We start from the raw sequence: 26,544 nt of genomic DNA, 5'->3' as shown, positions 1-26,544 counted from the left end.
GTTTGTACGCTTTTAATCGTACTGGCACAACTACAAACACCTATACCTGACGAGGCTGCCAATCATTGTTGTGCATAGGTTTTGCGGAGCAGAACGCTTTGTGGAGGTTCAACACACTAATTGCCGAAGCACCATAGCACGTATCGCCTTCAGACGTCAATGCTACCCCACAAAAGCGTCTCAAAGTCAAGAATAGGCTATTTGTTTGTGGTTATGCCACAGGGCAGTTCATTCCTTGCTAAACTAGCGATGGCTACGATGCGATCGCAGCCGTGAGGCTGGAGTGGCAAGTCCGGTTAACTGCGCCCTTGCCATCCTAACCGATTCTGATGTCGCCTAAGATTAATTAAGTTTTATATTGAGTATTGCGGTTATTAAAATTCCAGATTTCGATCGCTTACAATCTAATTTGTGGAGGAAACTAATTTGTCTCAATCCTATCGAGTTGCCATTTTAGGTGCTACGGGTGCTGTCGGTGCGGAGTTGCTAGAACTCTTGCACAGTCGCAGTTTTCCGTTGGCAGACTTGAAGCTGCTGGCTTCGGAACGTTCTGCGGGTGCAAAATTGCCCTTTGGTAGCTCCATGCTATCGGTGGAGGCAGTATCCGATCGCTCCTTTGATAATGTAGATCTAGTGCTGGCTTCGGCTGGTGGGTCTACTTCCAAATTTTGGGCTCCGAAAGCAGTAGCAGCCGGAGCAGTGGTAATAGACAATTCCAGCGCTTTCCGTATGGATGCGACGGTACCGCTAGTGGTTCCCGAAGTCAATCCCGAAGCAGTGGCGTCTCACCGAGGTATCATTGCTAATCCCAACTGCACCACGATTTTGATGGCAGTGGCCGTTTGGCCTCTTCACCAAGTGAGACCAGTCAAGCGCATAGTGGTAGCTACTTACCAGTCTGCCAGCGGGGCAGGGGCTAGGGCAATGGAGGAAATGAAAGCTCAAGCCAGAGCAATTTTGGCGGGAGAAACACCCAAAACGGAGATATTTCCCTACCCCTTAGCATTTAATTTGTTTCCGCACAACACCGCGATTAACGAGTTGGGGTATTGTGAGGAAGAGATGAAAATGGTGAACGAAACTAGGAAAATATTTGGGACTGAAGAAATCAAAATTTCTGCAACTTGTATTCGGGTTCCCGTACTCCGGGCCCATTCGGAAGCGATTAATCTAGAATTTGCAGAGCCTTTTAGTGCGATCGAGGCTAGAGACATTTTAAAGCAGGCAAAAGGGGTTAAGCTGGTAGAAGACTGGCAAGCGAATTATTTCCCGATGCCCGCAGAGGCTAGCGGTAAGGATGAGGTGTTGGTAGGCAGGATACGCCAAGATATTTCTCACCCCTGCGGGTTGGAAATGTGGCTAAGTGGCGATCAAATTCGCAAAGGGGCGGCTTTAAATGCAGTGCAGATAGCCGAGTTGCTCGCCACAAAAAAATTACTGCAAACCCAGCGGGCGGCGGTTTCTAAGTAGCGGGAACCATCCCAATAGGTAAGAGGTTTTGCAGCATCAGGGATTTTAGATTAACGTTTCATCTAAAATCAAAAATTTCAAATCAAAAATCACAAGTCTAAAATCGGAGAAAGTGTGGTAAAGTTTGGACGGGTTCTGACTGCAATGATTACGCCGTTTAAGGAAGACGGCAGCGTTAACTATGCGGTAGCAGAGCAGTTGGCGGTGTATTTAGCCGATCGCGGTACGGATAGCTTGGTACTGTGCGGAACTACGGGCGAATCTCCCACGATGACTTGGGATGAGGAGTACGAGTTATTTCAGGTGGTGCAGCAGGCAGTAGCAGGTAAAGCAAAAGTCATAGCAGGAGCGGGATCGAATTCAACTCGCGAGGCGATCGAAGCAACACAAAAAGCAGCTAAACTCGGTTTAGACGGTTGCTTGCAGGTGGTGCCCTATTACAACAAGCCACCACAAGAAGGTTTGTACAATCATTTTCGGGCGATCGCGCAATCTGCTCCAGAATTGCCTATAATGTTATATAACATCCCCGGTCGCACTGGCCAAAATATGTTGCCGGAAACAGTGGCTCAATTGGCAGAAATTCCGAACATTGTAGCAGTAAAAGAAGCAAGTGGCAACTTAGATCAAGCCAGCCAAATTAGACGCTTGACATCCCCTGAATTTGCCATCTATTCTGGAGATGATTCCCTAACATTGCCGATGCTGGCGGTAGGAGCATCTGGTGTAGTTAGCGTAGCCAGCCACCTGGTAGGAGAGCAACTACAACAGATGATCGAAGCTTTTGAGAAGGGCCAAGTTCAAGTCGCTACCCAGATTCACTTGCAACTATTTGACTTGTTTAAAGCTCTTTTTCTCACCACAAATCCGATTCCAGTCAAGACAGCTCTTAAACTTCAAGGCTGGGATGTAGGTTCCACCCGTCCGCCCCTGTGCGATCCGCCCGTTGAGGTGACTCAAAAATTAAAGGACGCACTGAGTCAGTTAGCACAGATATCAGCTAGCTAGAGAGGCGAGAACGAGTTTTCTGAAAACTAAATATTGGTTGTGATTAGTCATTAGTCCTTAGTAATTAGCTATGAGTTATTAGCTGAAAACTAAGAATTGGTGATTGAAGACCCAAGACAACTGACTGTACGGGAGAGTAAAACCCGCAGGAGATTTTTCCATAAATATCATGGAAAAAATATCCCACATCAACAAACAGCAGAAAAAAAACACAAGACAACAGACAACAGTCAACAGACAAATAACAAAAAACTAACAAAGGATACGCATGATCAAAAATACAACTGGACAGGCTCTAAAAGTTATTCCCCTCGGCGGGCTCCACGAAATCGGTAAAAATACTTGTGTATTCGAGTACGGAGATGAAATAATTCTTTTGGATGCAGGTTTAGCATTCCCGACAGATGGAATGCACGGGGTAAATATTGTCCTCCCAGACATGACTTACCTGCGGGAAAATAGCCACAAAATTAAAGGTATGATCGTGACTCACGGTCACGAAGACCACATCGGCGGTATCCCTTATCACCTCAAACAATTTGAAATTCCGGTGATTTACGGGCCGCGTTTGGCTATGGCTTTGCTAGCCGGAAAACTAGAGGAAGCCGGAGTGTCTCACCGCACAGAATTGAGGACAGTTAGACCACGCGACATGGTGAGAATTGGCAAGAATTTCTTAGTCGAATATATTCGCAACACTCACTCGATGGCCGACAGTTTCACAGTGGCGATTCACACCCCAGTGGGAATTTTGATCCACACTGGAGACTTTAAAATTGACCACACTCCTGTAGACGGCGAGCATTTTGACTTCCAAAAACTAGCGGAGTATGGTGAAAAAGGCGTGCTGTGCTTGATTAGCGATTCCACTAACTCGGAAGTTCCCGGTTTTACGGCTTCAGAACGTTCTGTTTATCCGAATTTAGACAGAATTATCGCTCAAGCGACGGGACGAGTAATGGTGACGACGTTTGCTTCTTCGGTACACCGATTGCAAATAGTTTTAGAACTAGCTAAGAAAAACAATCGGTATGTAGGAGTGGTAGGTCGATCGATGTTGAATGTCATCGCTCACTGCCGGAATCTAGGCTACATCAAATGCGAAGATAGTATCTTCAAACCCCTGAAAGAAATTCGCAATTTACCAGATGACAAGGTACTGATTTTAACCACAGGTTCCCAAGGCGAACCAATGGCGGCGATGACTCGGATTGCTAACGGGGAACATCACGAACTGAAAATCAGAAAAGGCGATACAGTCATCTTCTCAGCGAACCCGATTCCGGGAAATACGATCGCAGTGGTAAATACGATCGACAAATTGATGATGCTGGGCGCAAATGTAGTTTACGGGCGCGACAAGGGAATTCACGTTTCGGGACACGGTTGTCAAGAAGACCAAAAGTTAATGATTAACATGACTCGTCCCAAATTCTTCTTACCGGTGCACGGGGAACACCGGATGTTGGTGCAGCACTCAAAAACAGCTCAAAGCATGGGCATTCCCGCTAGCAATATGGTGATTATTGACAACGGCGATGTTGTAGAATTGACCGAAAATTCGATGCGAGTGGGTGGTAAAGTGCCTTCAGGAATTGAATTGGTAGACTCTTCGCGATCGGGAGTAGTCAAAGCAAACGTGCTTAAGGAACGCCAACAGTTAGCCGGAGATGGGGCGGTAACAGTAGCGGCGGCTTTGAATTGGGAAGGCAAATTAGTCGCCAAGCCGGAAGTACACTTGAAAGGTGTAGTGACATCAGCCGATCGCACCGAGGTGATCGGACTAATCACTCAAACCATTGAAACAATTTTGAGCGATCGTTGGTCAGAATTTGTCAAACCTGCGGCGAATGCTGACTCACAAGTTGATGTGGACTGGGTAGGAGTGCAAACACAAATAGAAAAAGCAATTGCGCGAGTGCTGCGACGGGAATTGCAAAGCAATCCCATGCTGGTATTCCTGATGCAAATTCCTGAAGAAGCAGTGCGATCGGAAACTGTGCAAAAACAGCTTTCCATTGAAGCACCTAAACTAGCATCTTCAGTACCATCGCCAGTACCAGCCCCTGTAAATAAAGTAACAGGTCGTCGGCGTCCTCGGACTGCTGCAAAAGTAGCCTCCGTAGTTTCTTAGTTTGATAGAAACAGAAAGCCACAGGTTGTATCCTGTGGCTTTCTGTTTTGTTTCTATCAAATCCTTATATCAATTCCGGTTGTATCGGAATGATTTAACCGCGAAGGCGCGTTCGGCGAAGCCGTTCCCGTAGGGTAGGACGCGAAGGAAGAGAAGAGAGAGATGAATACCCGACTTGTTAAACAAATCGGGTATCTCAAGCCCATCGGGCATCTCTTGGCGGTGAAAAAATCAACCCCCAGCAACTGCCGGTACAATACTCACTTCATCGCCATCTTTAAGAGCAGTTTCAGTACCTTCTAAAAACCGGATGTCTTCAGCATTGACGTAGAAATTCAAAAATCTACGAGGTGTTCCTTGTTCGTCGCACAGGCTTTTTTTGATGCCGGGACAATTTGTTTCGAGGGCTTCAATCAGTTCAGAAATGTTTGCACCACCGCATTCTATTGTGGCTTGATTGTTGGTGAATTTTTGCAGTGGTGTGGGAATTAAAACTTTAACACTCATTTTTTTAGTCCTTAGTCAGTAGTCATTAGTCAGCAGTCATTAGTCAACAGTCAACAGTCAACAGTCAGCAGTCAGGAGTCAACAGCTTGATAACTAATGACCAATGACTAATGACTAATGACTATTTATTAAACCGAAACTTGCTGCCATTCTAGCCGTTCGAGTGTCCGAGCCCGTTCTAGGGCGCGCTCGAAGGCTTCTAGTTTTGGTTCGAGGGTGATGGGTTCGCCGATGTAGCCTTGGACAGCTTCTTGGGTTTTTAAGCCATTGCCGGTGATGTAGGCGACGGTGGTTTCATCGGGGTTGATTTTGCCTGCTTCTACCAGTTTCTTCAAGACGGCGATCGTGGTGCCACCTGCGGTTTCGGTGAAAATGCCTTCGGTTTCGGCTAGCAGTTTCATGCCTTCGATGATTTCGGTGTCGCTGACGGATTCTATGTTGCCGCCTGTTTTGCGGGCGATGTCGAGGGCGTACATCCCGTCTGCTGGATTGCCGATCGCGATCGACTTAGCAATTGTATTCGGTTTCACTGGTTTGACGAAATCGCGGCCTTCGCGGAAGGCTTGGGCGATGGGGGAACAGCCGTCAGCTTGGGCACCGCTGAAGCGGACTTTCTTGTCTTCAACTAAGCCGACTTCGGTGAATTCGTTAAAGCCTTTGTAAATTTTGGTGAACAAAGAACCGGAAGCCAGGGGAGCAACTACGTGATCGGGCAATTTCCAACCTAGTTGTTCGATCACTTCGTAGCCTAGGGTTTTCGAGCCTTCGGAATAGTAGGGGCGCAAGTTGATGTTGACAAATCCCCAGCCATGTGTATTGGCTACTTCGCAGCAGAGGCGGTTCACTTGGTCGTAGTTGCCGTGAACTGCCATCACGGTTGGGTTGTAAATTAGAGTGCCGAGGACTTTGCCTGCTTCTAAGTCTGAGGGGATGAAGACTACGCAGTCTAGTCCGGCGTGGGCTGCGATCGCCGCCGTAGAGTTAGCTAAATTACCAGTGCTGGCACAGGATACTGTTGTAAAACCTAATTCTCTCGCTCTGCTGAGCGCAACTGACACCACTCTGTCTTTGAAACTGAGGGTGGGCATATTGACGGCATCGTTTTTAATATAAAGATTTTTTAGACCCAGCCTGCGCGCTAGGCGATGGGATTTTACTAGAGGAGTCATGCCGGTACCGACATCAATCACGTTATCTGTAGCGACTGGCAGAAATGCTCGGTAACGCCAGATCGAGTTTGGCCCGGCTTCGATGGTTTGGCGAGTGACGGTGCGGCGGATAGCATCGTAATCGTATTTGACTTCTAGCGGCCCGAAACAGCAATCGCAGACGTGTTTGGCTTGAAGTTCGTATTCTTCGCCGCATTCTTTGCACTTGAGGGCTGTGAAGGTTGCTGCTGTCGATTGGGTTCTGGTCGCCTGGGTCATAGCTAAACTCTCCAGTTTTGCAATGTTGTTAACTCTTTTCGCAGAATACCACGGTGAAATTAGTGCGTCAACCATACCCGATTTTTTTAGTCGGGATTAATTTTTGAGTGAGATGGTGGTTGTTTAACTTGCATCGTTGGGTGGGCTAGGTACAAGACTCCACAAGGCTTATACTCGTTTTCTGCCTCTGCCTGGAAATCCTCAGCGGTGGGTTTTGCCTCTTTGCCGATCGAGTTCCAGGATGATTTGACGAACAATTTGTTACAAAACTTAATATTGGTGTTAATTCCGATTCCCCATGCGCTATCCCCCCTTGGGGGGGCTGGGGGGGTTGCCCCATGCCCCATCCGCTATCCACTATCCACCACTGACAGGGGGAATCAGTACAACTTCGTCGCCCTCTTGAAGGATGGTGTCAGGGGAGACGAATTCCAGGTTAATCCCGAAGCGGGTACGATCGCGCCAGGGTTCTAATTGGGGATGTTGGGCGATCGCGCGATCGAGCACTTGAGAGACTGGGGTAAGGATGGGAAATTCCCATGTTTGTTCAGAAACACTGTAGGCTTCACTAAAGGCTGCAAAAAATTTAACGGTGATGGTAATCGAAGAGTTAGACACGATAATTAAGATCTCGAAATTTTAGCCAAGGCTCAAATACACAATACAATCTTATCTTGGGATAGCCTACTACCCAAAAGCGTAGGAAGTAAACACTAATTATCTAAAGACGGCTTTAGATAAGTTTACATAGGTTTTATCAAGCAGTAATAGTGAAGTTGGCGCGATCGAGATATTTATGGCAAATCATGATTTTAAAGTGCTTCAAATTATTGAAGCAAAGGGTTGGTATGCCTTTGGCAGTACCAAGCAAAGCCAGCACGTTGAGAGGTGGGTAAGACCTGTGGTGTGTTGGGTGTTAGTAGAAGATAAAAAAAAGCGACGCATTGTGACTGCTACCGCTAGCTATCAGATCCAGATTGACGATAAAGAAGTAGAGTTTTTTGCCCACGAGAGCGAAATTCAAGATATAGAGAATCTGCCGAAGTCAGTTTCCGTATCAGAATTTCTCAAAACTGAAGATTAATTGAGTGATAGAAAGAGTTTGTTTAAGAATAGATTAGTTGTTTTTTGCACAACTGGAAATGGGGAGAATGGGGAGAATCTTGCTTTTTCCTGACTCGGTTGGGCCCGCGAAGCGACGCAAAGCCCTTCGACTACCCACGCGCATACCCCCACTTCATCACTCAGAGTGCCGTTTCCCTCAGCATAAACGCAGTCGAAGGGTCATATAAAATCCTTTCTTCATCGGAATTATTAAACTCTCTCTTCTCTTCCTTCGCGTCAAGAGCGCCTTCGCGGTTAAATCATTCCGATACAACCGGAATTGATATCAAAGGGTCGAAGGACCTTATTCCTTCTGCGTTCTAAAAAATAAAGAGGGCGAAAGAGAGTAGGCAATGCCCACACGCTTCCGCCCTTGCTGAATAACAGGGTATGCATATGTTTTTAAATTATGGCAGTGAGGTTTTCGATCGATCAAGAGGGCTATTGCAATCGCCCACTTTTGCTTTGATCCTGTCTTTACAAGGCTGAAACTATTTTAAACTGGAAATTTTAATTTGACGGAAACAGCTATTCAATGGTTAGAACAAAAAACCACAAGCATTAGGTGTAATAGTCGAGGGTGATGCGATGGAACCTGGGGCAAGAAAAAAACCACCCAAACAGTAAGTTATGGATAGTTTAGTCTCAAAATTAATTTATAGTTTCAAACCCCGCTGACAACAGGTTCAGGCATCTGCTGTCGCTGCCTGAACCCAGTCATCACCATCGGCACACCGCCGGCTGGGCCTAAAGTCACCCCTCGACGCTTGGGTTGCACAGGCTTGTTGTGGGCCAATACTAGGTCGAAATCGCGCAAAATTTGTGCTAACACCAGTTTCATCTCCAACTGCGCCAGGGCCATGCCGATGCAGCGCCTGCTTCCCCCTCCAAAGGGGACATACTCGTAAGGGGAGAATTGCCTCTCCAAAAACCGTTCTGGTTTAAATTGCAGGGGTTCTGGATACAAGTCTTCGCGACGGTGAGTTAAATAAATCGAGCCGACCACAGCCGTACCAGGCTCTAGTTGATATCCCATCAGTTCCACAGGGGACTTGACTACTCGCGGAAAGGTGAGCATTCCCACCGGATAAATCCGCAGCGTCTCTTGACAAACGGCACTCAGATAGGGCAAGCGGAAAATCTCCATCGGGTCGGGATTTTCCCCCAAACTGTCCAATTCTTGTAGGAGTTTGTGGCGTACCGATGGCAAACTGTGAATCCAGTAAAATGCCCAAGCTATGGCTGTGGCGGTGGTTTCGTGGCCGGCAAACAGCAGTGTCATCAACTCGTCGCGCAATTCTTCATCGGTCATCGGTTGCCCGTTTTCGTCGCGGGCGGCCATCATTAAGCTGAGAATGTCGGTACGGCTGGCATCTGGTTGGTCTCTGCGTTCGGCTATTTCAGCATAGATTAGTTCGTTGATTAGTCGTTGGCGCTGTTTCATTCGTCCCCAAGGACTCCAGGGACCCCAATCTTGCTGCATCCAGTTGAAAAATAGCATACTCGATCGCAGGGGAGAACCAGTCATATCGAGAATTGAGGCAAGTAAGGGCCTGATTTGTTGCAATCGCGGGCCGTCATCCAACCCAAAAACCGCCTGTAAGATTACCCGCATGGTGACTTCCTGCATGGCGCTGCGGGCGAAAAAAGGTCTCTCCACCGACCATTTGCTGGCAACATCTAAAGCAATATCGCAAATTTGCTGGCCGTAGTTCCGCATCCGTTCCCCATGAAACGGGGGCATTAATAATTGACGCTCGCGTTTGTGCCTCTGACCTGAGAGGATAATCATGGATTGTTCTCCCAGTAAGGGTTTTAGGATGCTGTTCATGCTCCCTGGAGCTTCTAAAGCGCTACTGTTGAGCATGAACTGCACCGCTTCCGGGTTACTGACCATCACAAATGGTTCCATGTCTCCCCATTGAGTTGTGAAAATGTCGCCGTATTCCTTAGCACATTTATCCATGTATGTTAATGGATCGGCAATCCATTGAATGAGCTGTATAAAGGGCAGAGTTTTTGGGCCGTTAGGTAGTGTCATGGGAATTACCAGGGAGTTGGTCATCTGATTTTTATATTTTATATTTTATATTTTAGATTTTAGATTTTAAATTAAACTACTCAGATGGATAGGCGGGCTTGTGGTTAGGAGCGGGAATAAGACCTTTTTAATTATTATTTTGCTGAGAAGCCCCAACTACACTTGGTGATAGTTGGGGTGCGGGCGCGGGCTTATTCTCGAACTGTGCTCAAAATATCCTCTCCAAGCTCTGTAAAACGAACAGTTTTAATTTGCCAAGGAGCATAACTGGTTAAGGTTTGGCGCACGCCACCGAACAAACTTAACATTTGACAACTAGACAAATTTTGCAATTTTTGTCGGTCGTTCCCTGATGTTCGTAAATCTACGGTGGCGATACCCAGAGTGCGATCGATTCTAAGTCGATAACCTACCAAACCTAGACTCGTAAACACCTGCTGTTTTAACACTTCATTCACAGCAGATGACATTAGCTGGTTGTCTTGGCCTGTAACTGTTTCCGGGTGGAGACTTTTACAATTATTGTCTACTTTATAGACCGTTACTGTGACGGTGCTGTCTAATTCTGTGGTTCCAGTGGCTAAAACTGGAGGAACAGGATTAAATGGCTGCACCACTTGGTTCGATGTGGCCTCAATTTGATGGCGCGTCTGCTTTATGTGTCCGAACTTACGGTTGCTAGTTGGCGGTAGATCCTGGTTTTCCCCTGAGTTAGCTGCATCAGAGATCGAACAACTGAAGAGGCCGATTGTCATTAATCCGATTGCTAAATACCCCAACTCTGTATAGATACGGTTCATAGTTTTTAATACGCAACAAAACGTCCGTGTATTGAGGGAGACTTTTGGTGGTAGAAAGCATTTAATCCCTGATTACACTTAGAAGTATTTTCTGGTATCCGTAATACGGAGATGAAAATAAATTGAAAGTGCTTGTTTATTGCACAATATTAGTGTTAAATATTAGTGTTAAATCTGGTGATGTGCAATACCCCCCAGGGCAAATCTACCAGACCTAACGGGTAAAGCTTGTGGCCCGGCTCGCAAGCGATTTCAAATACTTTTTCAGTGGTGTCATGTGCCGTTGTAATAACAGAGCAATTCCAAGGTTGGAGGTTGCTACGCTTTTTCGCGAAAGCGAAAGCCTAAGTTTGACTCCACAAAATTGCGACCTGAAAAATAGTCCTGGATACAGCAACCGGGTTTGATGGACGGACTTAGTGCACGCCGGGCCTTTAACTAGGAGTGAACACTCCGGCGGAGTTTATTCTGTAACGAAGCGTGGTGTCGCAGGCGTGCGTAGTGGAAGTTTCGAAGGGCCTTTGGTATTTATGCATCCAGGACTAAAAAACATAATTCCGATGCAAGCTGATTTGATTTGAGTGGGTGCGTCAAGGAAGTAAACCCAGCATTTGGTAATTTTTGTGCCGAATGCCATCAATGAGAGTGAGACGATCGTGAAACAGCAATTATTCACAAAAGTTTTGGGCGCAACGGCGATCGCCCTCTGTAGTCTGACGGTTATTTCTCAACCCAGTCACGCTAGGCCGACCCTGGGAGAAAGCAGATTTTGGTGTAGCACCTCTACCGGCGTGCCGATGACGGTGTACCAAAACCCTCAAGGTGCGATCGAGCCTTGGATCGAGTGGGCTTCGGATTACTTTTCCGGTTCTGGCTACAATCCGACAACTCGGTGTCAATTAGTCAGCCAACGCCTCGAAACCTATCGTCGCAATCGGCAGCTAAGATACATTACCGTCGGTGTGATGAATGGTCAAAATGTAATTTGCACTGCTTACCAAATTAATGGCGTGTGCCAAAATTTGATTTATACTCTTAGGCGAGGCCAAGATCCGATCGCATCTCTGTATAACTTGTTGGCTTGGCGCCAAGGACAAGTTGAGATGCCATCTACCAATGAAAGCAGTAAAATTCCTTACATAGATGTGATGGAAAAGCTAAGATAAAACACTGAGGAGGGTTCGCAACAGCCCCTTTTTTCCCCAGACTCCCTTCTCCCTTTCCCTAGTGCTACCGAAATCTTTGCCCCAAGGCTATAGCTTGGGTTATACAAATGAGGTTAAAATTGGTATGAGTGGTAGTCCGATTTTTAATGCCAAAGGTTTGTTAGTTGGGATTAACGGTCGGGGTAAGTATGGAGATCCAAATTTTGGTGTCTATGCTTTTGAAGATGGAAGCGAACCCACCCCGGAATTATTGGAAAAAATGGTTAAATCTAGTTGGGGAATTCCCATCAGTATATATTTGCAGTTAGCCTCGTTTCATCTAGGGAGTTACTGATGAATGTGTGGAGTTTGCGCTTTGACGCACTGACAATCATCTTGACGGGTGCATTAACGGTGGCACAGGTGGTCATCGGACAATATACTGCCAGCGCCAAAACATCCCAAGAAATTGCCCAGTTAGCGATGTTGACAACTGTGGAAGTCAACAACACCATGGGTTTTGCGGGTAGTGGCTCAGGAGTAATTATTGCGAAACAGGGTAATATTTACACTGTTTTGACAGCTAATCATGTGGTAGTAAGCCAGGCCCAAAAATACAGTATTCGCACTCATTTGGAGAAAGATTATGCTGTCATCCGAATACAACGGCTACCGAAAAATGACAGAGATATAGACTTAGCGCTGCTACAATTTCAGAGCCAAGAACAGTATCCTGTAGCACCCATGGGAGAGTCAGAACGTGCAGTTGTCGGTTCTTCTATTTATGTTGCTGGCTATCCGCTACCCATTGCCTCTGGAGTGGAAAAAAAACTGGAGTTTACTGCTGGTATTATCTCTTCTCGGCTCGATCGTCGCGCATCATCGGGTTACAGACTGCGCTATCAAGCTGTGACCAGGCGAGGCATGAGTGGGGGACCTGTATTTGATGTTGATGGCAAAATTGTGGGAATTCACGGTCAAGGAGATACTGTGGGCACTGTGACTAGCCCGTGGAACGGTCAGAGTGAAGAGATTAAAACGGGATTAAATTCAGGAATTCCGATCGATATTTTTCTGGGGTTACTATCACAAAATAAGCTTAACAGCTTGGATATTCTCAGCAGTCTTTCTATGAACCGCGTTTCTAACCAAAACCAACCGAACATGAGGTCGGGGGGATTTTTGTGTGATACATCGACAGGAGAACCGATGACAGTGTATCAAAATCCCGCAGGGATTAGGGAGACTTGGATTCGGTGGAATTCTAATTTTTTTGCTAATTCTGGCTACGATCCTCTAACTCGTTGCCGACAAGTGACTCAGCGCCTAGAAAATTACAGTCGCAACCAACAGCTAAATTATGTGACTGTAGGTATGGTAAATAACCAGAAAGCGATTTGCACCAGTAGCCGCGTTAATGGACCTTGCGAAGGTTTGATCTACACCCTACGTCGCGATCAAGATCCGATTCCTGCCCTAAGCAGTTTCTTTGTGTGGTTGGCGAATCAAAAAGCTCAGCCTTCTATTTTTGAAAGCGGGACTATACCTTATATTGATGTTAAAGAACGGCTGGAATAGACTAGGGAACCTTAATTAGGGTTTGCTGAATAATCGCTCGCATATTGCGTGGTCTGGGTTTTCGATCGCGCGATCGAGAAAAAAGTGCAAGATTAACAGGTAAAATAGGTCAAAACCCGTGCATCACCACCTGCGATCGTGTACAAAAAAGCTGAGCTTGCTACTCCCTCACCTTCCGACTTTGAACTCCCCTCATGTGGAAAATTGTCACTCCTTAACCGTTGGGTAAAAATGGCAGAACTAATCCCGTGGTCAGAATTTGAAACAGAATATGCTAAAAACTTCCCCAGAGAAAAAGGGGCACCAGCCAAATCCTTTCGGATGGCATTGGGGGCATTAATTATCAAAGAAAAGTTGGGAGTTAGTGATCGTGAAACAGTAGAACAGATCCGGGAAAACCCCTACCTACAATACTTCATCGGTCAATCAAGCTACAGCAATGAACTACCATTTGACCCGTCACTATTAGTTCACTTCCGGCAACGAATCAGTCCGAACCTAATTAATAAAGTGAATGAACGCATGGTAGAAAAAATGCGAGAAATCACGCCTGTCAAACCCGAAAAAAAAAAGGATTCGGACGCCAAAAATGAGTCCTCTAATCGCGGGAAACTAATCATAGATGCAACCTGCGCCCCAGCAGACATTAGTTATCCGACCGACTTAGGACTATTAAATAGAGCCAGAGTTCATACCGAAAAAATCCTAGACATTCTGTATAAACAAATTAAAGAAAAAACCACTAAAAAACCAAGAACCTACCGTAATCTAGCCAGAAAAGATTACTTATTAATCGCGAAACAAAGACGACCTACCCGCAACAAAAAAAGACAGGCAATTAAAAAACAACTTCAATATATCAAAAGAAACCTAGCTCATATTGAACAGTTAATTGATTCAGGTGCGACCCTAGAAAGTTTGAACAAACAGCAATATAAAACCTTGCTAGTCCTCACAGAAGTCACTCGCCAACAACAGTGGTTATTTGATAACAATAAACAGAGCATTGAGGATAGAATAGTAAGTTTAAGTCAACCCCACATTCGTCCTATTGTCAGAGGAAAAGCAGGGAAAAATGTAGAGTTTGGAGCCAAACTATCAGCGAGCTGCTTTGAAGGATATGTATTTTTAGACCGGATGAGCTGGGACAACTTTAACGAATCTCTTTACTTAAAAGCCCAAGTAGAAGCATATCATAGGTTCACAGGATATTATCCAGAGTCAGTTCATGCAGATCGCATTTACCGAAATCGGGAAAACCGAGCATGGTGTAAAGAAAAAGGCATTAGGCTGAGTGGACCGCCATTAGGAAGACCGCCAGCAAATGTGAGTAAATTAAAAAAGAGGCAAGCGTGGGAAGATGAGAGGATTAGAAATGCCATTGAGGGCAAGTTTGGGCAAGGAAAACGAAGATTCGGTCTCAATCGAGTGATGGCAAAACTTGATAATACATCTGGTACAGTTATTGCAATTACTTTTTTGGTAATGAACCTTGCTACCTGGTGGCGCCGGGTTTTTTGTGTGTTTTTATGTCTATTTGGAAAAAGAACACCTGTTGTTGGCTTGAATATAATCTACAATTATAACTGGGTGGAATCAATGCCGAAACAACTTATATTTAACTCTGCTTTAATATATCGATCGCTCCTGTTCTTAGTTTGCGATCAATTATTCAGCAAGCCCTAATTAAATATCCGTGATATCAATTCCGGTGGTATCGGAATGATTTAACCGCGAAGGCGCGTAGGACGCGAAGCAAGAGAAGAGAGAGTTTAATACAGGACGATGAAGAGAGGATTTTATATAATATCAAATCCTCTCTTCATCGGAATAGTAAATTCGAGTTCACTGTTCACTGTTCACTGTCAACTGTCAACTGTCAACATCACCTGACTGTGTAACCGGAAATGATATGAGTTGACCAAATTCGCATGATAATTTAATCTAAATTTTCTCAAATTGAATTATTTTACAGTATTTTTGGGGAGCCTTATATTATTTAAATACTTGCTAAATTTAATTTGAGATGGGATAAATTTAAGTTATTTATGATAGATATAATAGAACTGATGATTTTTTGGAACACGGAAGCTATAAAATTACTGTTACATCAATCTAATTCAAATTTTTCAGGTATCAAGCATGACAGCAACTAGCCCGAAACCAACGTCAGCAACGCCAGCTTTTTGCGAAGGCATTCAATATTTTTCCGAGACAGTCCCTGGTTTTGAGACTTACGGGAAAGTACCTGCGATCGCACAGGGGAGCAAATCGATCGCCGATCCAGCCGATCCCGCAGCCGTCTTTCAGACAATGCTAGCAGCAGACGCCCTACGCTACCTGACACTGCAAGTAACAGCCAGCAAGGCCTCTGGACATCCGGGGGGATTTGCTAGCCAAGCCGAGGCTTACGCAGCCTTGGTAATGCTAGGACACAAGAATATTGTAACTGAAGTCGGGCATCACGCCCCCGGCTTTTATAGTGCCATGTTTCTCGATCGCTCTTTAGAAGACATGGGAATTGTCAACGTACAGCAAGTGCGCGACAAATTTCGCGAAAAAGACGGTTTGTTAGGACATCTTTCCGGCTTTATTCCAGGTCTTTTAGCACCAGCCGGTCCCCTCGGACAAGGGCAGCATTTTGCCATGTCAGGAGCACTTTTGCACCGCGACAAACTGTTTGCTTTCACAATGGGCGACGGCGGCATGGGCGAACCCTATCCGATGAGCAGCATGGGACATTTTCACACTGCTTATCCGAGCGTTACTAACTTTTTGCCAGTGTTAGTTTGGAACGGATATTCCCAAGAACATCATAGCATGGTTTCGACTAAAACCAATGCGGAAATGATTGCTTATTGGCAAGGAAATGGTTTTGAAGAAATCATCTTAATTGACGCTAAGGAATTTGACGATAAAAATCAACCGGAAGATTATGTTGACAGCACTGCTTTTTCCCTAGAACAGCGGATGGCGTTTACCAAAGCTGTTTTAGAAGGAGTTGACAAAGCTGCAAAATCTGCTCTTGGCGGCAAATTAACTGTGTTTATCATCAAACAGTTGAAAGGTGCAGGTGTCCACGCGCTTGGAGCCAAATCGCACAACCTTTATCCCAAAGATACCCTCGATGCACCGCACATTGTCAGTGCTTTAAAACAGCGCGCTTTGAGTGTGGAAGCTTGGCAATTGGTGCGGACAAATGCTGAACGCGCGGGCGGCGGGCCTGCTGCGAAAACTGTTGTGACTGAGTTTGAATTGCCATTAGCAGATTTAGGCGAATTGCCTTTGGAGGAATTTGCAGTTGGTGGTGAAGCGAAGGTTTCGACAACAGCAATGGGACGTTTGGTAGGAAAAGTCGGTGAGCGCGATCGGACCTTTATTGTCACCAATGCTGACGGTAACGAAGCATCGGGAATTGCCAACATCAACCAAGCTCTGAAAATAATTCACCCAACCACAGATGACCTGTACAATCAATCACCAAACGGTCAAGTTTACGAACCTTTAAGCGAAGATGCTTGTGCAGGTTTAGCCGTAGGTTTGTCGCTATTCGGCGCGCGGAGTTTGTGGTGTTCCTATGAATCTTTTGCGATTAATGGTTTACCAATTTGGCAAACAGTTACTCAAGCAATGGCCGAATTGCGGCGTGCAACTCCAGCTACTATCACCTTATTTACAGCAGGTGCTTTAGAGCAAGGCCGCAATGGTTGGACGCACCAACGCCCGGAAATTGAAGCTTATTTTGCGGCAATGATGCGGAACGGAAATGTGTTTCCTTTGTTCCCACCCGATGCTAACAGTATTCAAGCTTGTTACGATTGGGCTTTGACTGCGAAGAATAAGGGAATTGTGATTACTGCGAGCAAGTCGCCATTGCCAATTCGGACTACTTTTGAACAGACTCGCCAAGGTTTGGAAGATGGTGCTATTGTGTTGCAAGAAATCGAACCCCCCCAAACCCCCCTTAATCAAGGGGGGAGTAAGAAGGTTGTATTTGCTGTAATTGGCGATATGAGTTTGATTCCGGTGTTTGAAGCAGCGGCATCTTTGGAAAAATCAGGTGTTGGTTCGCGGATTGTTTCTATCATCAATCCTCGGCGTTTGTATCGCCCAACTGATGTTGCTTGGGATACTTGTTCCGAGGCTGACGGCGGCTTTTTGAGCGATGACAAATTTGCCGAAATGTTTGGCGGAGATGCCTTAGTTGGCGTGATAGGCGGCGCTTCTGGGATGTTGGAGCCTGTGATGCTACGCAGCAATTGTCCGCGCGATACTTTCGCTTGGAAGCGGGGGGAAACTACTGCTAGTGCTGGTCAATTGATGGCGTTTAATGGGTTGACTGCTGAGGCGTTGACTAAAAGGGCGATCGCATTAGTTGATTAGACCTTTTCAATAATTATTGTGGAACAGGCATCCTGCCTGTTCAAGACTGGCAATTCTTGCGATGTTTATTAAGAAATCAGGACACGGCAGTGCCCATTGGTGTCAACTTAACGTCAAACCAAGTCAGAGACTGCTGTTTGACTATTAAGCCTAGATCCGAACGAGCCCCCCTTAAGAAGGGGGGGACAAGAGTCTTCTCAAAGTCCCCCTTCTTAAGGGGGATTTAGGGGGATCTGGACTCAGGTAAAAACGAGATTTATCAAGGCTTTCAGGCTTAAGTTGACACCTATGGGCAGTGCCTTTGTCCCTACAATTGATAGCGGTAGGGAAACGGCACTGCCGTGTCCTCTATATCATTCCGGCGCAGCCGGAATTGATATAATATTTAAAATAGGATGGTGATACCTATGACAGCACAACTTTTAAAAGAAACAGTTACCCTTGCCGAACAGCGATTGGTTCTCCCTGGTTATTATAGTTGGGAGCAATTTGAGGCGCTCGAATCTTTGATGGGAGACTCTTCTGGTTTGCGGATAACTTATCTTGATGGGTGGATCGAGTTTATGACACTGGGCGAAGATCATGAAAGCTTTAAAAAGGCGATCGCTATATTGCTGGAAGCATACTTTTGTGAGTTCGGAATTACATTCTTTCCTGTAGGTAGTGCTACTCGCAGGGATAAAACCAAAGATGTTTCATTTGAACCTGATGAGTCTTATTATATAGGTGAAAAGAAAGAGCATCCCGATTTAGCAATAGAAGTGACGATGACTAGCGGGAGTACAAATAAACTAGCTAAGTATTTGCGACTTCGCATCCCTGAAGTCTGGTTTTGGGAAAATAATCGGCTTGATGTTTATGGGCTGCGCGAGGATAATTATGAGCAAGTTTCAAGAAGTGAGTTGTTGCCGGAATTGGATTTAGAATTGCTGGTGCGTTGCGTTTTAATGCCTTCAATAATTGAGGCAAGACAGGAGTTTATTAAGGGAATTCGTCCGCAGTAATTTGGTTAATTAATCAGAGTTACGCAAGAAATCGTTTGATATGGTATAATCTACATGGTTAAAGACTGACTTTTTGTCAGGCGCAACGGAACACAGTAGAATGGCTAAGTATCCCTATTCTACAAAAATGGTTATACATAACAACATTTAATACACATTGAACTATGTCCCTGCAAGATGAGATTGACAAAACAAGGCAAGAAATTAGGACTGATGGCTACTCAATGTCTATTGGAGAGTGGATCAGCCTTTATGAGAAGAGTGAGATTGATATTCATCCAGATTTTCAGAGATTTTTCCGTTGGTCAGATCATCAAAAATCAACCTTCATAGAATCAATCTTGCTAGGTATACCTATTCCACCAATTTTTGTGAGCCAAAGAGATGATGGTGTTTGGGATGTTGTAGATGGTGTTCAGAGACTATCAACAATATATGAATTTGTCGGTCTTTTGAAAAAAGATGAATCAGAAAAAGATGAATCAGAAAACAATGCACATCCAGTAGCTATACAAAAAACTACATATTTAGCTTCTTTAGAAGGTAAAAAATGGGACGATCCAAATGACAAAGATAATTCTTTCACTCAAACACAACGTTTATTGATTAAGCGCTCAAAAATTGCTGTCAATATTGTTGAGAAAGAAAGCGACAAAATGATTAAATATGAGCTCTTTCAGCGACTGAATACAGGAGGTTCAGTTGCTACACCTCAAGAAGTGAGAAATTGTATTCTTTTGATGTTGAATAAAAATTTATATCAATTGATGCGAACGCTGGCAGATTATGAATCATTCAAAAAATGTACGGCTTTAAGTGATAGGCTTTATGAAGAGCAGTATGATATGGAGTTAGTATTGCGCTTCATACTTCTATTCGATCAAGATGAGATAAGCCTTCAAAAATTGGGTGGTGATGTTAGCGTTTTTCTGACCGACAAAATGCGTGAAATGGCTCTTAATAAAAAATTAGATTATCAGCATATAGAAACTGCATTCAAAACAACATTCGATCTTCTGAATGAAACTACAGGTGAGGATAGTTTCAAAAGATATAAATCTGAACAAGACAGGTTCCTTGGTGGTTTTCTATTATCGGCATATGAAGTGGTAGCATTGGGAATCGGATATAACTATAAAAATCTACCTCAAACAAACCAGATATCTGATAAAATAAAAGGTATTTGGTCACATCCAACTTATCAAAAATGGTCGGGAGCAGGCGTGAATGCTGCAAGACGTTTACCTTACCTGATTCCGCTTGGTAGAGAAGTATTTTCACCCTAATGAGTATCCGAACTGCTGAACAATTAAGTGATAAGCTTTCAACTGATCTTGCTTGGCGAAAGAAGGAACTTTCGGAAATCAAATCCTTGGTAGAAGCGAGAAATGTTTCTCCTCAAAGGCATAGTGCGTTGATTCGGAGTGGAATATGTATTCTCTATGCTCATTGGGAAGGTTTTGTCAAATTAGCATCAAATAGTTATACCAATTTTTTATGAAGCTGCATAGAATTCGATCCCCCCTAACCCCCCTTAAGAAGGGGGGGACAAGAGTCCAATCAAAGTCCCCCTTCTTAAGGGGGATTTAGGGGGATCGGAATATGTGCAACTTCACATTAAATTGGTATTACCTAGAGTATGTTGCTATGCAAAAGCTTCGCTACGATCAGCTTAGTAGCAATTTTCTAGCTCTGGCAATGAAGACAAAATTGAATGAGGCGAGAGACACAAATAAACCATCATTATATATACCTGTTTGTGATTTCTTCCTTTCTAACTTAAATACTAAATGCTCTTTGCCATACAAAGACAAAGATGCAATTTCTACTGCATCCAATCTGTCTTCTGACATTTTGAAGGAAATAACTTGTACTCTGGGAATAGACTTTTCGGTTTACTCTACTAAGTCCGTGTTAATCGATATTAAGCTTTTGAAAACAAGAAACGAAATTGCAGATGGTAACTATTTGACGGTTGACAGAGAAGAGTATATAGAGTTACACACAGAAATTATGGGAATGCTTGATGTATTCCGTAATCAGATAGAAAATGCTGCTGTTAATAAGGATTTTATGCGGAATTCACCTTAGACGGGCGATCGCAACTCGTGCAATTATCGCAGTGTTTGGTATTTGCTGCGAAGGGCGATCGCGCTTTTTTTGGTGGGCGACAGCTACCAATGTTTACTTGATATTTTAAACCCGATCTTGCCAAAGCACTCTCAGGTAAGCTAGAATTGCAGGAAGTTTCTGGAGTCTGACATGGAAACAACGTTAAATATTGAATATCTTACGAACAAAGACGGAGATGTAAGCGCTGTGGTGATTCCTATTGAGCTATGGCGACAACTACTACTACCTAATGAAGAAGTTTCTGTCGATAAACTCGCGGGTGCGGTAGAAGATTATTGCATGAACAAAGCAATGGATGAAGCTGTTAATACTCCCTTGCTAAATCGCTCGGAAGCCTTAGCTTATCTTGAGGAATAATTATCTTGGAAGTTCAATACCGTCAGGCTTTTCTAAAAGACTTGAAACAACTGAAGAGTTCGACATCATACCAAACAATCAGCGCACTGTTTGGTATTTGCTGCGAAGGGCGATCGATCCACTGAAGGGATTTACCCCACACTCAGTAATTCATCAAGCTTGTTCTTTAGTTCGGGCGATGCTATTAGTGGTCTATAAACTTCACCTTCATAGGGCTTCCAAACATATCCAAGACTGAACGGTCGAAAAAGCGAAGACGATCCAATCGCTTGCCAAACAGCTTCAGCTAAAACCAATCCTGGAAAAACCAAGGCCGATTCTTCAATCAATTCGCTATAGGTTCTAAACTCGTCTACTTCCATACCCACTAAAGCATACCGAAACGGCGGAGCAAACCGCAAACTCTGATACAGAAAGATACCTATTTCTGTCATTAAATAAGCACTTTCTGGAGTGTCTATCCCAATCTCACTGATGCCACTTGGACAAACTCGGCACCACCAATTTTCTTCTATATCCTGAAAAATTTCTGCCCGACATTGGGAATGTCTACCGTTTGAGATCGTCCAGGAAATTTGATTGAAATATTGAGCAAATTGCTCTGCTTCAGATTGCTTTGTCCCACATTCAGCCGATAAGCTAAACACCCATGCCATTGCTGTTCTCCCCTTGACTAAATTAAACTATCAAACTTTCTCCCATTCGCTTTGTGTCTGGGCGAGGGCTGTTTCATATTTCTCTAAAAGCATTGTAGCGCTTGGCAAAATACTGACATGAGTTGGACTATCTTGTACAGCTTCAATATCTCCGACGATCTTGCTGTCGTCAATCTGCCAAAGAGGATCTTTTCCTGTGCCGCCAAATTTGGGGGGTTTGCGAAATGGTGGCAAGCCTTCGATAGATAGGGATACGGACATTCCTTTTGTGTTTCTAATAGCTACAGTGACAGATTCCTCTGAAGACTTGCGCTCTGTTTCTGGCCGTAAATAACCTTGTTCATCCAACCATTCTTTGGGCACTTGCTCAACATCAATGTCAATAGCGGGTCTGACTCCCAGTAGCCTCGCATTGCGTCCGATTTTGGGTTTACCGTTTTCTTCTGCCATGCCTCGATAATAGAGTCTTGTCATCAGCGTTTCATCAGCCTAACACGATCGCCAGACTAATCATAAGGTAATTGCTGCATTGGTTTCACGCGATCGCTCTTGATGCGCGATCGGGCGATCGCGTGAGGTGAGAAACCGGGTTTCTGAACAAAATCTCGGCGGCGATGCTTTAGTTATCTGAGAAACCCGGTTTCTGGCGATCGCGTGAGGTGAGAAACCGGGTTTCTAAATAAAATCTTGGCGGCGATGCCTGAGTTATCTGAGAAACCAGGTTTCTGAACATTGACGCTTGAGTTAAACTGTGATATAATGAATAAAGTAACTATGAAATGGCAATGGCTACACTTCAGATTCAAAATCTACCCGATGAATTATACACTCGTATTCAATGTCTTGCCTCTGAAAAAAATTTTACTCTCAATGAGGCAGTAATTCATCTATTGAAGCAATCGTTTGAGTCCGACAAGGTGATGATAGATCGGGCGCAAGAAAGCCAACTAACGTCAGCAATCCTACAAAGGATTCGCAGTCGTCCTAGAGTTAATCCAAGGGATTTTGGATTAACGGATAGCACTGTTTTGATTCGAGAGGATCGCAACAGATGACAGTTCCGCTACGATGGGTACTGGATACAAATATTTGTATTAAGCAGTTTATCGTCGATCCTTTGACTCCTAAAGTTAATCAATTATTCGATTGTCTTGACGATCCGGCTGTTGAGTTTTTTGTGCCAGATCTGTTTTATATTGAGTGTGCTAATGTTCTTTGGAAGTATGTTCGAGCTAAACTCTACACTGCCGAACAAGTTCAGGCCGATCTAAGTGACTTAAAAGCTTTACGATTTCAAGTTACTTCAACCAAAGAGCTAATGAATAAAGCTGTTCAAATTGGATTGGACTATGGTATCACAGCTTATGATGGCTGCTATAGCAATCCTAAATGAGTCGTAAAGTTTTTTACCCCACCCCAACCCTCCCCTTATTAAGGGGAGGGAGTAAGAAGTTCACAAATGATTATCCCGTGGGAGTGAGAAACCGGGTTTCTGAACAAAATCTCGGTTGGGAGACAAAAGTGATCTGAGAAACCCGGTTTCTGGGTTTGGCCGTATCGCGTGGGTGAGAAACCGGGTTTCTGAATAAAATCTCGGTTGGGAGACAAAAGATATCTGAGAAACCCGGTTTCTGGGCCGTATCGCGTGGGGATGAGAAACCGGGTTTCTTAACCAAATATCGGTTGAGATGCAACAGCTATTTGAGAAACCCGGTTTCTGGGTTGGAAGCGGTTTCTTGTGGTGGCGCGATCGCCTGAGTAGGGATAGGGCACTGCCGTGTCCCTACCTGCTACCTGCCGTGTAAGGACCGCGTACCTCAGACAATTTCCAACGCGATAAGATGGTGAGGGGAAAAAGTGGTTGGGTTTCAGGAGCATCAAGCTAACCGATAAGGTCTCTCAGAACATAAATTTATCTCGATCGCTGAGATTCTAGTTTAGTAAGCTTTGTTTCCAATTCCGTTACTCTTTTTTCCAATTGTGTTACTCTTTTTTCCACTGTTTCTCTAAATTTTGATGTCTGAAAAATTGTCACAAAATAAATTAAAACGATGATAAAAACAGCAACTGTATAATATAAGTTCTTGGGTACAATGGATCTACTTGCACGTCCATAAGACTTGATAACTTTATAGTCTACCTGTTCTCCAGAATCGCTATATTTCGGTGGTTCTTCAGACATATTCAATTCCCTCCTGTTAATAGACGGCGGATTAAAGGTCTAAGATCGTCTGTCTTTTTTGCAGATATTGTAAAACTTGAAAAATTTTCTATCTTCGATTCCGAACAAGCTCTAGAAATTTCTCCGATCATCTTTTCAAAATGATGTTCAGCATACTCTCTAGAATTCTGAAATTGGCTGATATCTAAATGTCCGCGATCGATCAATTTATCAATTATATCTAATTTATTGATCGCAAATATAACACTCTTCAAGTTTTTGCTATGTAAGCTAGTAAGGAGTAATTCTAAGGAAGCTTCATTAATATATTGGTATTGTTCTTGAACTCTTAATTTTATTTTCTCTAAGATATTTCCCTCACTAAGCCACTTAAGTAGAGATTCATCATTAAGCGGGTTGCCATGTTCGTCACTTTTTCTAGGGACAAGATCTACAATGAATAAAATCGCATTAATTACACGACTGTCTTTAGCACCAAAAAAGTCTGGCGAACTTTCCAGTATTACCTGACTGGGCTTTTGCCCTTTGTAGTCCGCTATTGCCACTTCCAGCAGGGGGGAGTTCTTTAATCCGAACTGAATCTGGAAATGATAATAGTCAAAATCATCAGTTGATTTTCTATTTTTATTGGGATCGGCGAGCGTAAAAGCAGTTTCTATAAAAGTAGTTTTACCACTGCCAGGGCGACCAAAAATGCAAATTCTATAAATTCTTTTTTTGATAAAAAAATTACCAATAAAACAATCTAATTCGTCTCGGAGAGGCTTAAATAACAATGCTCCAATTGCACTCGATACGAAAATTACAATAGCTACAGCAGCTTCTGGATGTGAAAAATTAGAAGAAAATATCCACCCTATAATAACAATTAAGAGGAATAAGTAAATACTTATGATTGCTAGACCCTTACGGCTCTTACGGCTCATATCATTTCACAACACGATTAAGGCGTTTTAACACAACATTTTAACACAACAATAGAGGCTATAAAGCGGCAAGGGTTTAATCTTTGAATTTACGCTTTATACTTTTCCCATTATTCCTTACAAATCAAAGGTTTGTCTAGCCCCAAAATGTCCTATTTTGCCGCCAATTTACCCCCAGTTTCACTCTCTTTCATCTGGTTTTGTACGAGACTGTACGAAATTGTACGAAAATGTTGGCAGATGTGAGCTACAATACAAAAAAACTCGCATCTACCAAACCAGATGAATCTTAAAGAAATGTTAAAATTCGCTGATGATATAGTATTTGTTAAAACGGGTCAGCACCTTGACGATTTACAAGCAGCGGTACTGCGGGGAACTCTACAACGTGAGACATACAAGCAAATAGCCAAAGACTTTGACTGTTCTGAAAGTCGCACCCGGGAAATCGGATCGCAATTATGGCAGATACTTTCAGAAGAGTTGGGAGAAGATGTTAATAAAACAAATTTTCGATCGGCAATGGAAAGGTGGCAAGTCTCCATATTTTCAAATGTTGTAGATTATGTTGGAGTTGGTAGTGTTAACATCTGTGGACAAGCTAGACACCCACCGAATACACCAAACCAACCCCCACCAAATCAAGAAACATCTAACACAAAACAACCTGAAACTCCACATCAAGATTTAAGCGAGATGCCAGAATTAGGTGCTTTTTACGATCGCACCCCCCAACTCCAAACCCTCACCACCTGGATTCTACAACAACACAGCCGCCTCATCACCCTCATCGGCATCAGCGGCATCGGCAAAACATCCCTAGCAGTACAACTCGTACAACAAATCAAAGACGAGTTTGAGTACGCAGCTTGGTACACCCTAGACGAATTCCCCACCATAGATAAATTTCAATCTAACCTAATACAGCTTTTATCCAATTCAGAAAAACAAGATTTCTCCCCAACAAACCAGAAACGCTTACCGCTGATTAAGTATTTGCAAAACCATCGCTGTTTAATAGTCTTAGATGACGTTCACAATCTTTTCTGTAGCGGCGAATCGGCAGGAAAATACAAACCAGAATGCGAAGAATATCGCTCTTTATTCAAACAAATAGAAAAATTATCCCATCAAAGTTGCTTGCTGCTAATCGGTTGGGAACAACCCAGAGAAGTGACTCAAGTTAAAAACCAAAATACTCCCATTCGTACTTTACAACTCAAAGGTTTAGACATCGCAGCCGGACGGGAAATCCTGAGAGATTATGGGTTAGAAGCAAGCGACAACAGTGAAACTCTCATTCATCGCTACCAAGGGAATCCCCTATGGTTAAAAAGCGTGGCGAGTCTGATTCAAGAGTTGGGAGGAGCAGTGACTGAGTTATTACCAAATGATACCATATTGTTACCAGAAGATTTGAAATGTTTTGCAGCAGCAGTTCGATCGCCTATCGGAACTAGAAAAACAAGTAATCTGCTTGTTGGCGAAAGAAAGCCAGCCAGTCGATCGGGCAAAATTACTTGAAAATGACATAATTCCGGTGTCAGATTTGGCAAATGCGCTGCAATCTCTATCGCGGCGCTGCTGGATAGAACAACAAGCAAACTTTTACACTCTGTCACCTATAATGAAGCAGTATATCAAAACTAGATTATCCCACTTAACAAACATCGACAATGAATAAACTTT

General features: G+C 43.9%; 25 protein-coding genes and 1 pseudogene. 16 read left to right on the top strand and 10 right to left on the bottom strand.

Annotated features, from left to right (window positions below; genetic code table 11):
- The first annotated feature begins 426 nt into the window (after positions 1-426).
- The 3 genes from P2A85_RS09725 to P2A85_RS09715 all read left to right on the top strand — a co-directional run bounded on the left by P2A85_RS09725 (position 427) and on the right by P2A85_RS09715 (position 4,612).
- The gene (locus P2A85_RS09725; protein ID WP_377479135.1) at positions 427-1,470 is read left to right on the top strand and encodes an aspartate-semialdehyde dehydrogenase; all 1,044 of its coding nucleotides are present in this window, start codon (positions 427-429) and stop codon (positions 1,468-1,470) included.
- A gap of 114 nt (positions 1,471-1,584) precedes the next feature.
- Positions 1,585-2,478: a 4-hydroxy-tetrahydrodipicolinate synthase gene (gene dapA / locus P2A85_RS09720; RefSeq protein WP_341738003.1), complete on the top strand. Its 894-nt coding sequence runs from the start codon at positions 1,585-1,587 to the stop codon at positions 2,476-2,478.
- Positions 2,479-2,746: 268 nt separating this feature from the next.
- Positions 2,747-4,612, top strand: a complete 1,866-nt coding sequence (locus tag P2A85_RS09715; protein WP_340519092.1) for a ribonuclease J — start codon at positions 2,747-2,749, stop codon at positions 4,610-4,612.
- A gap of 231 nt (positions 4,613-4,843) precedes the next feature.
- Here P2A85_RS09715 and P2A85_RS09710 read toward each other — a convergent pair whose 3' ends face one another.
- The 4 genes from P2A85_RS09710 to P2A85_RS09695 all read right to left on the bottom strand — a co-directional run bounded on the left by P2A85_RS09710 (position 4,844) and on the right by P2A85_RS09695 (position 7,164).
- The gene (locus P2A85_RS09710; protein ID WP_371115367.1) at positions 4,844-5,119 is read right to left on the bottom strand and encodes a MoaD/ThiS family protein; all 276 of its coding nucleotides are present in this window, start codon (positions 5,117-5,119) and stop codon (positions 4,844-4,846) included.
- Positions 5,120-5,247: 128 nt separating this feature from the next.
- Positions 5,248-6,546 (bottom strand): threonine synthase, encoded by a 1,299-nt coding sequence (gene thrC, locus P2A85_RS09705; protein ID WP_377479131.1) that lies wholly within the window; start codon positions 6,544-6,546, stop codon positions 5,248-5,250.
- Between the two features lie 86 nt (positions 6,547-6,632).
- Complete coding sequence (locus tag P2A85_RS09700; RefSeq protein WP_377479128.1) at positions 6,633-6,803, bottom strand: hypothetical protein; 171 nt, start codon at positions 6,801-6,803, stop codon at positions 6,633-6,635.
- A 100-nt stretch (positions 6,804-6,903) separates the two neighbouring features.
- Positions 6,904-7,164: a MoaD/ThiS family protein gene (locus P2A85_RS09695; protein WP_340519089.1), complete on the bottom strand. Its 261-nt coding sequence runs from the start codon at positions 7,162-7,164 to the stop codon at positions 6,904-6,906.
- Between the two features lie 178 nt (positions 7,165-7,342).
- Between P2A85_RS09695 and P2A85_RS09690 the strand changes: the two genes are divergently transcribed.
- Complete coding sequence (locus P2A85_RS09690; protein WP_340519088.1) at positions 7,343-7,630, top strand: hypothetical protein; 288 nt, start codon at positions 7,343-7,345, stop codon at positions 7,628-7,630.
- A gap of 684 nt (positions 7,631-8,314) precedes the next feature.
- Here the strand turns inward: P2A85_RS09690 and P2A85_RS09685 are convergent.
- Both P2A85_RS09685 and P2A85_RS09680 read right to left on the bottom strand, forming a co-directional pair.
- Positions 8,315-9,691: a cytochrome P450 gene (locus tag P2A85_RS09685; protein ID WP_377481398.1), complete on the bottom strand. Its 1,377-nt coding sequence runs from the start codon at positions 9,689-9,691 to the stop codon at positions 8,315-8,317.
- A 191-nt stretch (positions 9,692-9,882) separates the two neighbouring features.
- A complete protein-coding gene (locus P2A85_RS09680) occupies positions 9,883-10,491 on the bottom strand; it encodes a hypothetical protein (RefSeq protein ID WP_377479124.1) in 609 nt (202 codons plus the stop codon).
- A 623-nt stretch (positions 10,492-11,114) separates the two neighbouring features.
- Between P2A85_RS09680 and P2A85_RS09675 the strand changes: the two genes are divergently transcribed.
- The 10 genes from P2A85_RS09675 (at position 11,115) to P2A85_RS09630 (ending at position 21,091) form a co-directional block, all read left to right on the top strand.
- Positions 11,115-11,657 carry a COP23 domain-containing protein gene (locus P2A85_RS09675; RefSeq protein ID WP_377479121.1) on the top strand — a complete coding sequence of 181 codons (543 nt, stop codon included), beginning with the start codon at positions 11,115-11,117 and terminating at the stop codon, positions 11,655-11,657.
- A gap of 124 nt (positions 11,658-11,781) precedes the next feature.
- Positions 11,782-11,991 carry a hypothetical protein gene (locus P2A85_RS09670; protein WP_377479119.1) on the top strand — a complete coding sequence of 70 codons (210 nt, stop codon included), beginning with the start codon at positions 11,782-11,784 and terminating at the stop codon, positions 11,989-11,991.
- Positions 11,991-13,214, top strand: coding sequence for a COP23 domain-containing protein (locus P2A85_RS09665; protein ID WP_377479116.1), 1,224 nt, complete (start codon positions 11,991-11,993; stop codon positions 13,212-13,214). Before P2A85_RS09670 ends, P2A85_RS09665 begins: the two co-directional genes overlap by 1 nt.
- 138 nt (positions 13,215-13,352) lie before the next feature.
- A complete protein-coding gene (locus P2A85_RS09660; protein ID WP_377476989.1) occupies positions 13,353-14,900 on the top strand; it encodes an IS5 family transposase in 1,548 nt (515 codons plus the stop codon).
- Between the two features lie 456 nt (positions 14,901-15,356).
- The gene (locus P2A85_RS09655) at positions 15,357-17,597 is read left to right on the top strand and encodes a phosphoketolase (protein ID WP_377479114.1); all 2,241 of its coding nucleotides are present in this window, start codon (positions 15,357-15,359) and stop codon (positions 17,595-17,597) included.
- Between the two features lie 407 nt (positions 17,598-18,004).
- Entirely contained in the window at positions 18,005-18,601 is a 597-nt protein-coding gene (locus P2A85_RS09650) for a Uma2 family endonuclease (protein WP_377479111.1), read from the top strand.
- A gap of 164 nt (positions 18,602-18,765) precedes the next feature.
- Positions 18,766-19,887, top strand: coding sequence for a DUF262 domain-containing protein (locus P2A85_RS09645; protein ID WP_377479108.1), 1,122 nt, complete (start codon positions 18,766-18,768; stop codon positions 19,885-19,887).
- On the top strand, positions 19,887-20,102 hold the full coding sequence (locus P2A85_RS09640) for an MAE_28990/MAE_18760 family HEPN-like nuclease (RefSeq protein WP_377479106.1): 216 nt from the start codon (positions 19,887-19,889) through the stop codon (positions 20,100-20,102). The genes P2A85_RS09645 and P2A85_RS09640 overlap by 1 nt, the downstream gene beginning before the upstream one ends.
- A 101-nt stretch (positions 20,103-20,203) precedes the next feature.
- Positions 20,204-20,692, top strand: a complete 489-nt coding sequence (locus P2A85_RS09635) for an MAE_28990/MAE_18760 family HEPN-like nuclease (protein ID WP_377479103.1) — start codon at positions 20,204-20,206, stop codon at positions 20,690-20,692.
- 171 nt (positions 20,693-20,863) lie between these two features.
- Positions 20,864-21,091 carry a hypothetical protein gene (locus P2A85_RS09630; protein WP_377479101.1) on the top strand — a complete coding sequence of 76 codons (228 nt, stop codon included), beginning with the start codon at positions 20,864-20,866 and terminating at the stop codon, positions 21,089-21,091.
- Between the two features lie 131 nt (positions 21,092-21,222).
- Here the strand turns inward: P2A85_RS09630 and P2A85_RS09625 are convergent, their stop codons facing one another.
- Positions 21,223-21,747 (bottom strand): hypothetical protein, encoded by a 525-nt coding sequence (locus P2A85_RS09625; RefSeq protein ID WP_377479098.1) that lies wholly within the window; start codon positions 21,745-21,747, stop codon positions 21,223-21,225.
- Positions 21,748-21,777: 30 nt separating this feature from the next.
- On the bottom strand, positions 21,778-22,221 hold the full coding sequence (locus tag P2A85_RS09620) for a hypothetical protein (protein ID WP_377479095.1): 444 nt from the start codon (positions 22,219-22,221) through the stop codon (positions 21,778-21,780).
- 577 nt (positions 22,222-22,798) lie between these two features.
- Between P2A85_RS09620 and P2A85_RS09615 the strand changes: the two genes are divergently transcribed.
- A complete protein-coding gene (locus tag P2A85_RS09615) occupies positions 22,799-23,140 on the top strand; it encodes a type II toxin-antitoxin system VapC family toxin (protein ID WP_377479092.1) in 342 nt (113 codons plus the stop codon).
- 519 nt (positions 23,141-23,659) lie between these two features.
- On the opposite strand, the gene P2A85_RS09610 is transcribed toward P2A85_RS09615, so the two are convergent.
- Both P2A85_RS09610 and P2A85_RS09605 read right to left on the bottom strand, forming a co-directional pair.
- Positions 23,660-23,929, bottom strand: coding sequence for a hypothetical protein (locus P2A85_RS09610; protein ID WP_377479089.1), 270 nt, complete (start codon positions 23,927-23,929; stop codon positions 23,660-23,662).
- Between the two features lie 2 nt (positions 23,930-23,931).
- Complete coding sequence (locus tag P2A85_RS09605; RefSeq protein WP_377479086.1) at positions 23,932-24,855, bottom strand: GTPase domain-containing protein; 924 nt, start codon at positions 24,853-24,855, stop codon at positions 23,932-23,934.
- A gap of 282 nt (positions 24,856-25,137) precedes the next feature.
- Between P2A85_RS09605 and P2A85_RS09600 the strand changes: the two are divergent.
- A pseudogene (locus tag P2A85_RS09600) lies at positions 25,138-26,539 on the top strand (NB-ARC domain-containing protein).
- Positions 26,540-26,544: the final 5 nt, after the last annotated feature.

This window comes from Microcoleus anatoxicus (genome assembly GCF_042465725.1).
GTDB lineage: Bacteria > Cyanobacteriota > Cyanobacteriia > Cyanobacteriales > Microcoleaceae > Microcoleus > Microcoleus anatoxicus.
Note: the sequence above shows the minus strand (reverse complement) of the source record. Positions and strands in the feature narration are given on the sequence as shown.

Excerpts from the sequence above, each read along its gene's own strand:
- P2A85_RS09620 (WP_377479095.1), bottom strand. The coding sequence starts at position 22,221 with ATGACAAGACTCTATTATCGAGGCATGGCAGAAGAAAACGGTAAACCC.
- P2A85_RS09630 (WP_377479101.1), top strand. The coding sequence starts at position 20,864 with ATGGAAACAACGTTAAATATTGAATATCTTACGAACAAAGACGGAGAT.
- P2A85_RS09670 (WP_377479119.1), top strand. The coding sequence starts at position 11,782 with ATGAGTGGTAGTCCGATTTTTAATGCCAAAGGTTTGTTAGTTGGGATT.
- P2A85_RS09710 (WP_371115367.1), bottom strand. The coding sequence starts at position 5,119 with ATGAGTGTTAAAGTTTTAATTCCCACACCACTGCAAAAATTCACCAAC.
- P2A85_RS09635 (WP_377479103.1), top strand. The coding sequence starts at position 20,204 with ATGTGCAACTTCACATTAAATTGGTATTACCTAGAGTATGTTGCTATG.
- P2A85_RS09680 (WP_377479124.1), bottom strand. The coding sequence starts at position 10,491 with ATGAACCGTATCTATACAGAGTTGGGGTATTTAGCAATCGGATTAATG.
- P2A85_RS09640 (WP_377479106.1), top strand. The coding sequence starts at position 19,887 with ATGAGTATCCGAACTGCTGAACAATTAAGTGATAAGCTTTCAACTGAT.
- P2A85_RS09625 (WP_377479098.1), bottom strand. The coding sequence starts at position 21,747 with ATGGCATGGGTGTTTAGCTTATCGGCTGAATGTGGGACAAAGCAATCT.
- P2A85_RS09655 (WP_377479114.1), top strand. The coding sequence starts at position 15,357 with ATGACAGCAACTAGCCCGAAACCAACGTCAGCAACGCCAGCTTTTTGC.
- P2A85_RS09650 (WP_377479111.1), top strand. The coding sequence starts at position 18,005 with ATGACAGCACAACTTTTAAAAGAAACAGTTACCCTTGCCGAACAGCGA.
- P2A85_RS09605 (WP_377479086.1), bottom strand. The coding sequence starts at position 24,855 with ATGAGCCGTAAGAGCCGTAAGGGTCTAGCAATCATAAGTATTTACTTA.
- P2A85_RS09715 (WP_340519092.1), top strand. The coding sequence starts at position 2,747 with ATGATCAAAAATACAACTGGACAGGCTCTAAAAGTTATTCCCCTCGGC.
- P2A85_RS09665 (WP_377479116.1), top strand. The coding sequence starts at position 11,991 with ATGAATGTGTGGAGTTTGCGCTTTGACGCACTGACAATCATCTTGACG.
- P2A85_RS09690 (WP_340519088.1), top strand. The coding sequence starts at position 7,343 with ATGGCAAATCATGATTTTAAAGTGCTTCAAATTATTGAAGCAAAGGGT.
- P2A85_RS09645 (WP_377479108.1), top strand. The coding sequence starts at position 18,766 with ATGTCCCTGCAAGATGAGATTGACAAAACAAGGCAAGAAATTAGGACT.
- P2A85_RS09685 (WP_377481398.1), bottom strand. The coding sequence starts at position 9,691 with ATGACACTACCTAACGGCCCAAAAACTCTGCCCTTTATACAGCTCATT.
- P2A85_RS09615 (WP_377479092.1), top strand. The coding sequence starts at position 22,799 with ATGACAGTTCCGCTACGATGGGTACTGGATACAAATATTTGTATTAAG.
- P2A85_RS09610 (WP_377479089.1), bottom strand. The coding sequence starts at position 23,929 with ATGTCTGAAGAACCACCGAAATATAGCGATTCTGGAGAACAGGTAGAC.
- thrC (WP_377479131.1), bottom strand. The coding sequence starts at position 6,546 with ATGACCCAGGCGACCAGAACCCAATCGACAGCAGCAACCTTCACAGCC.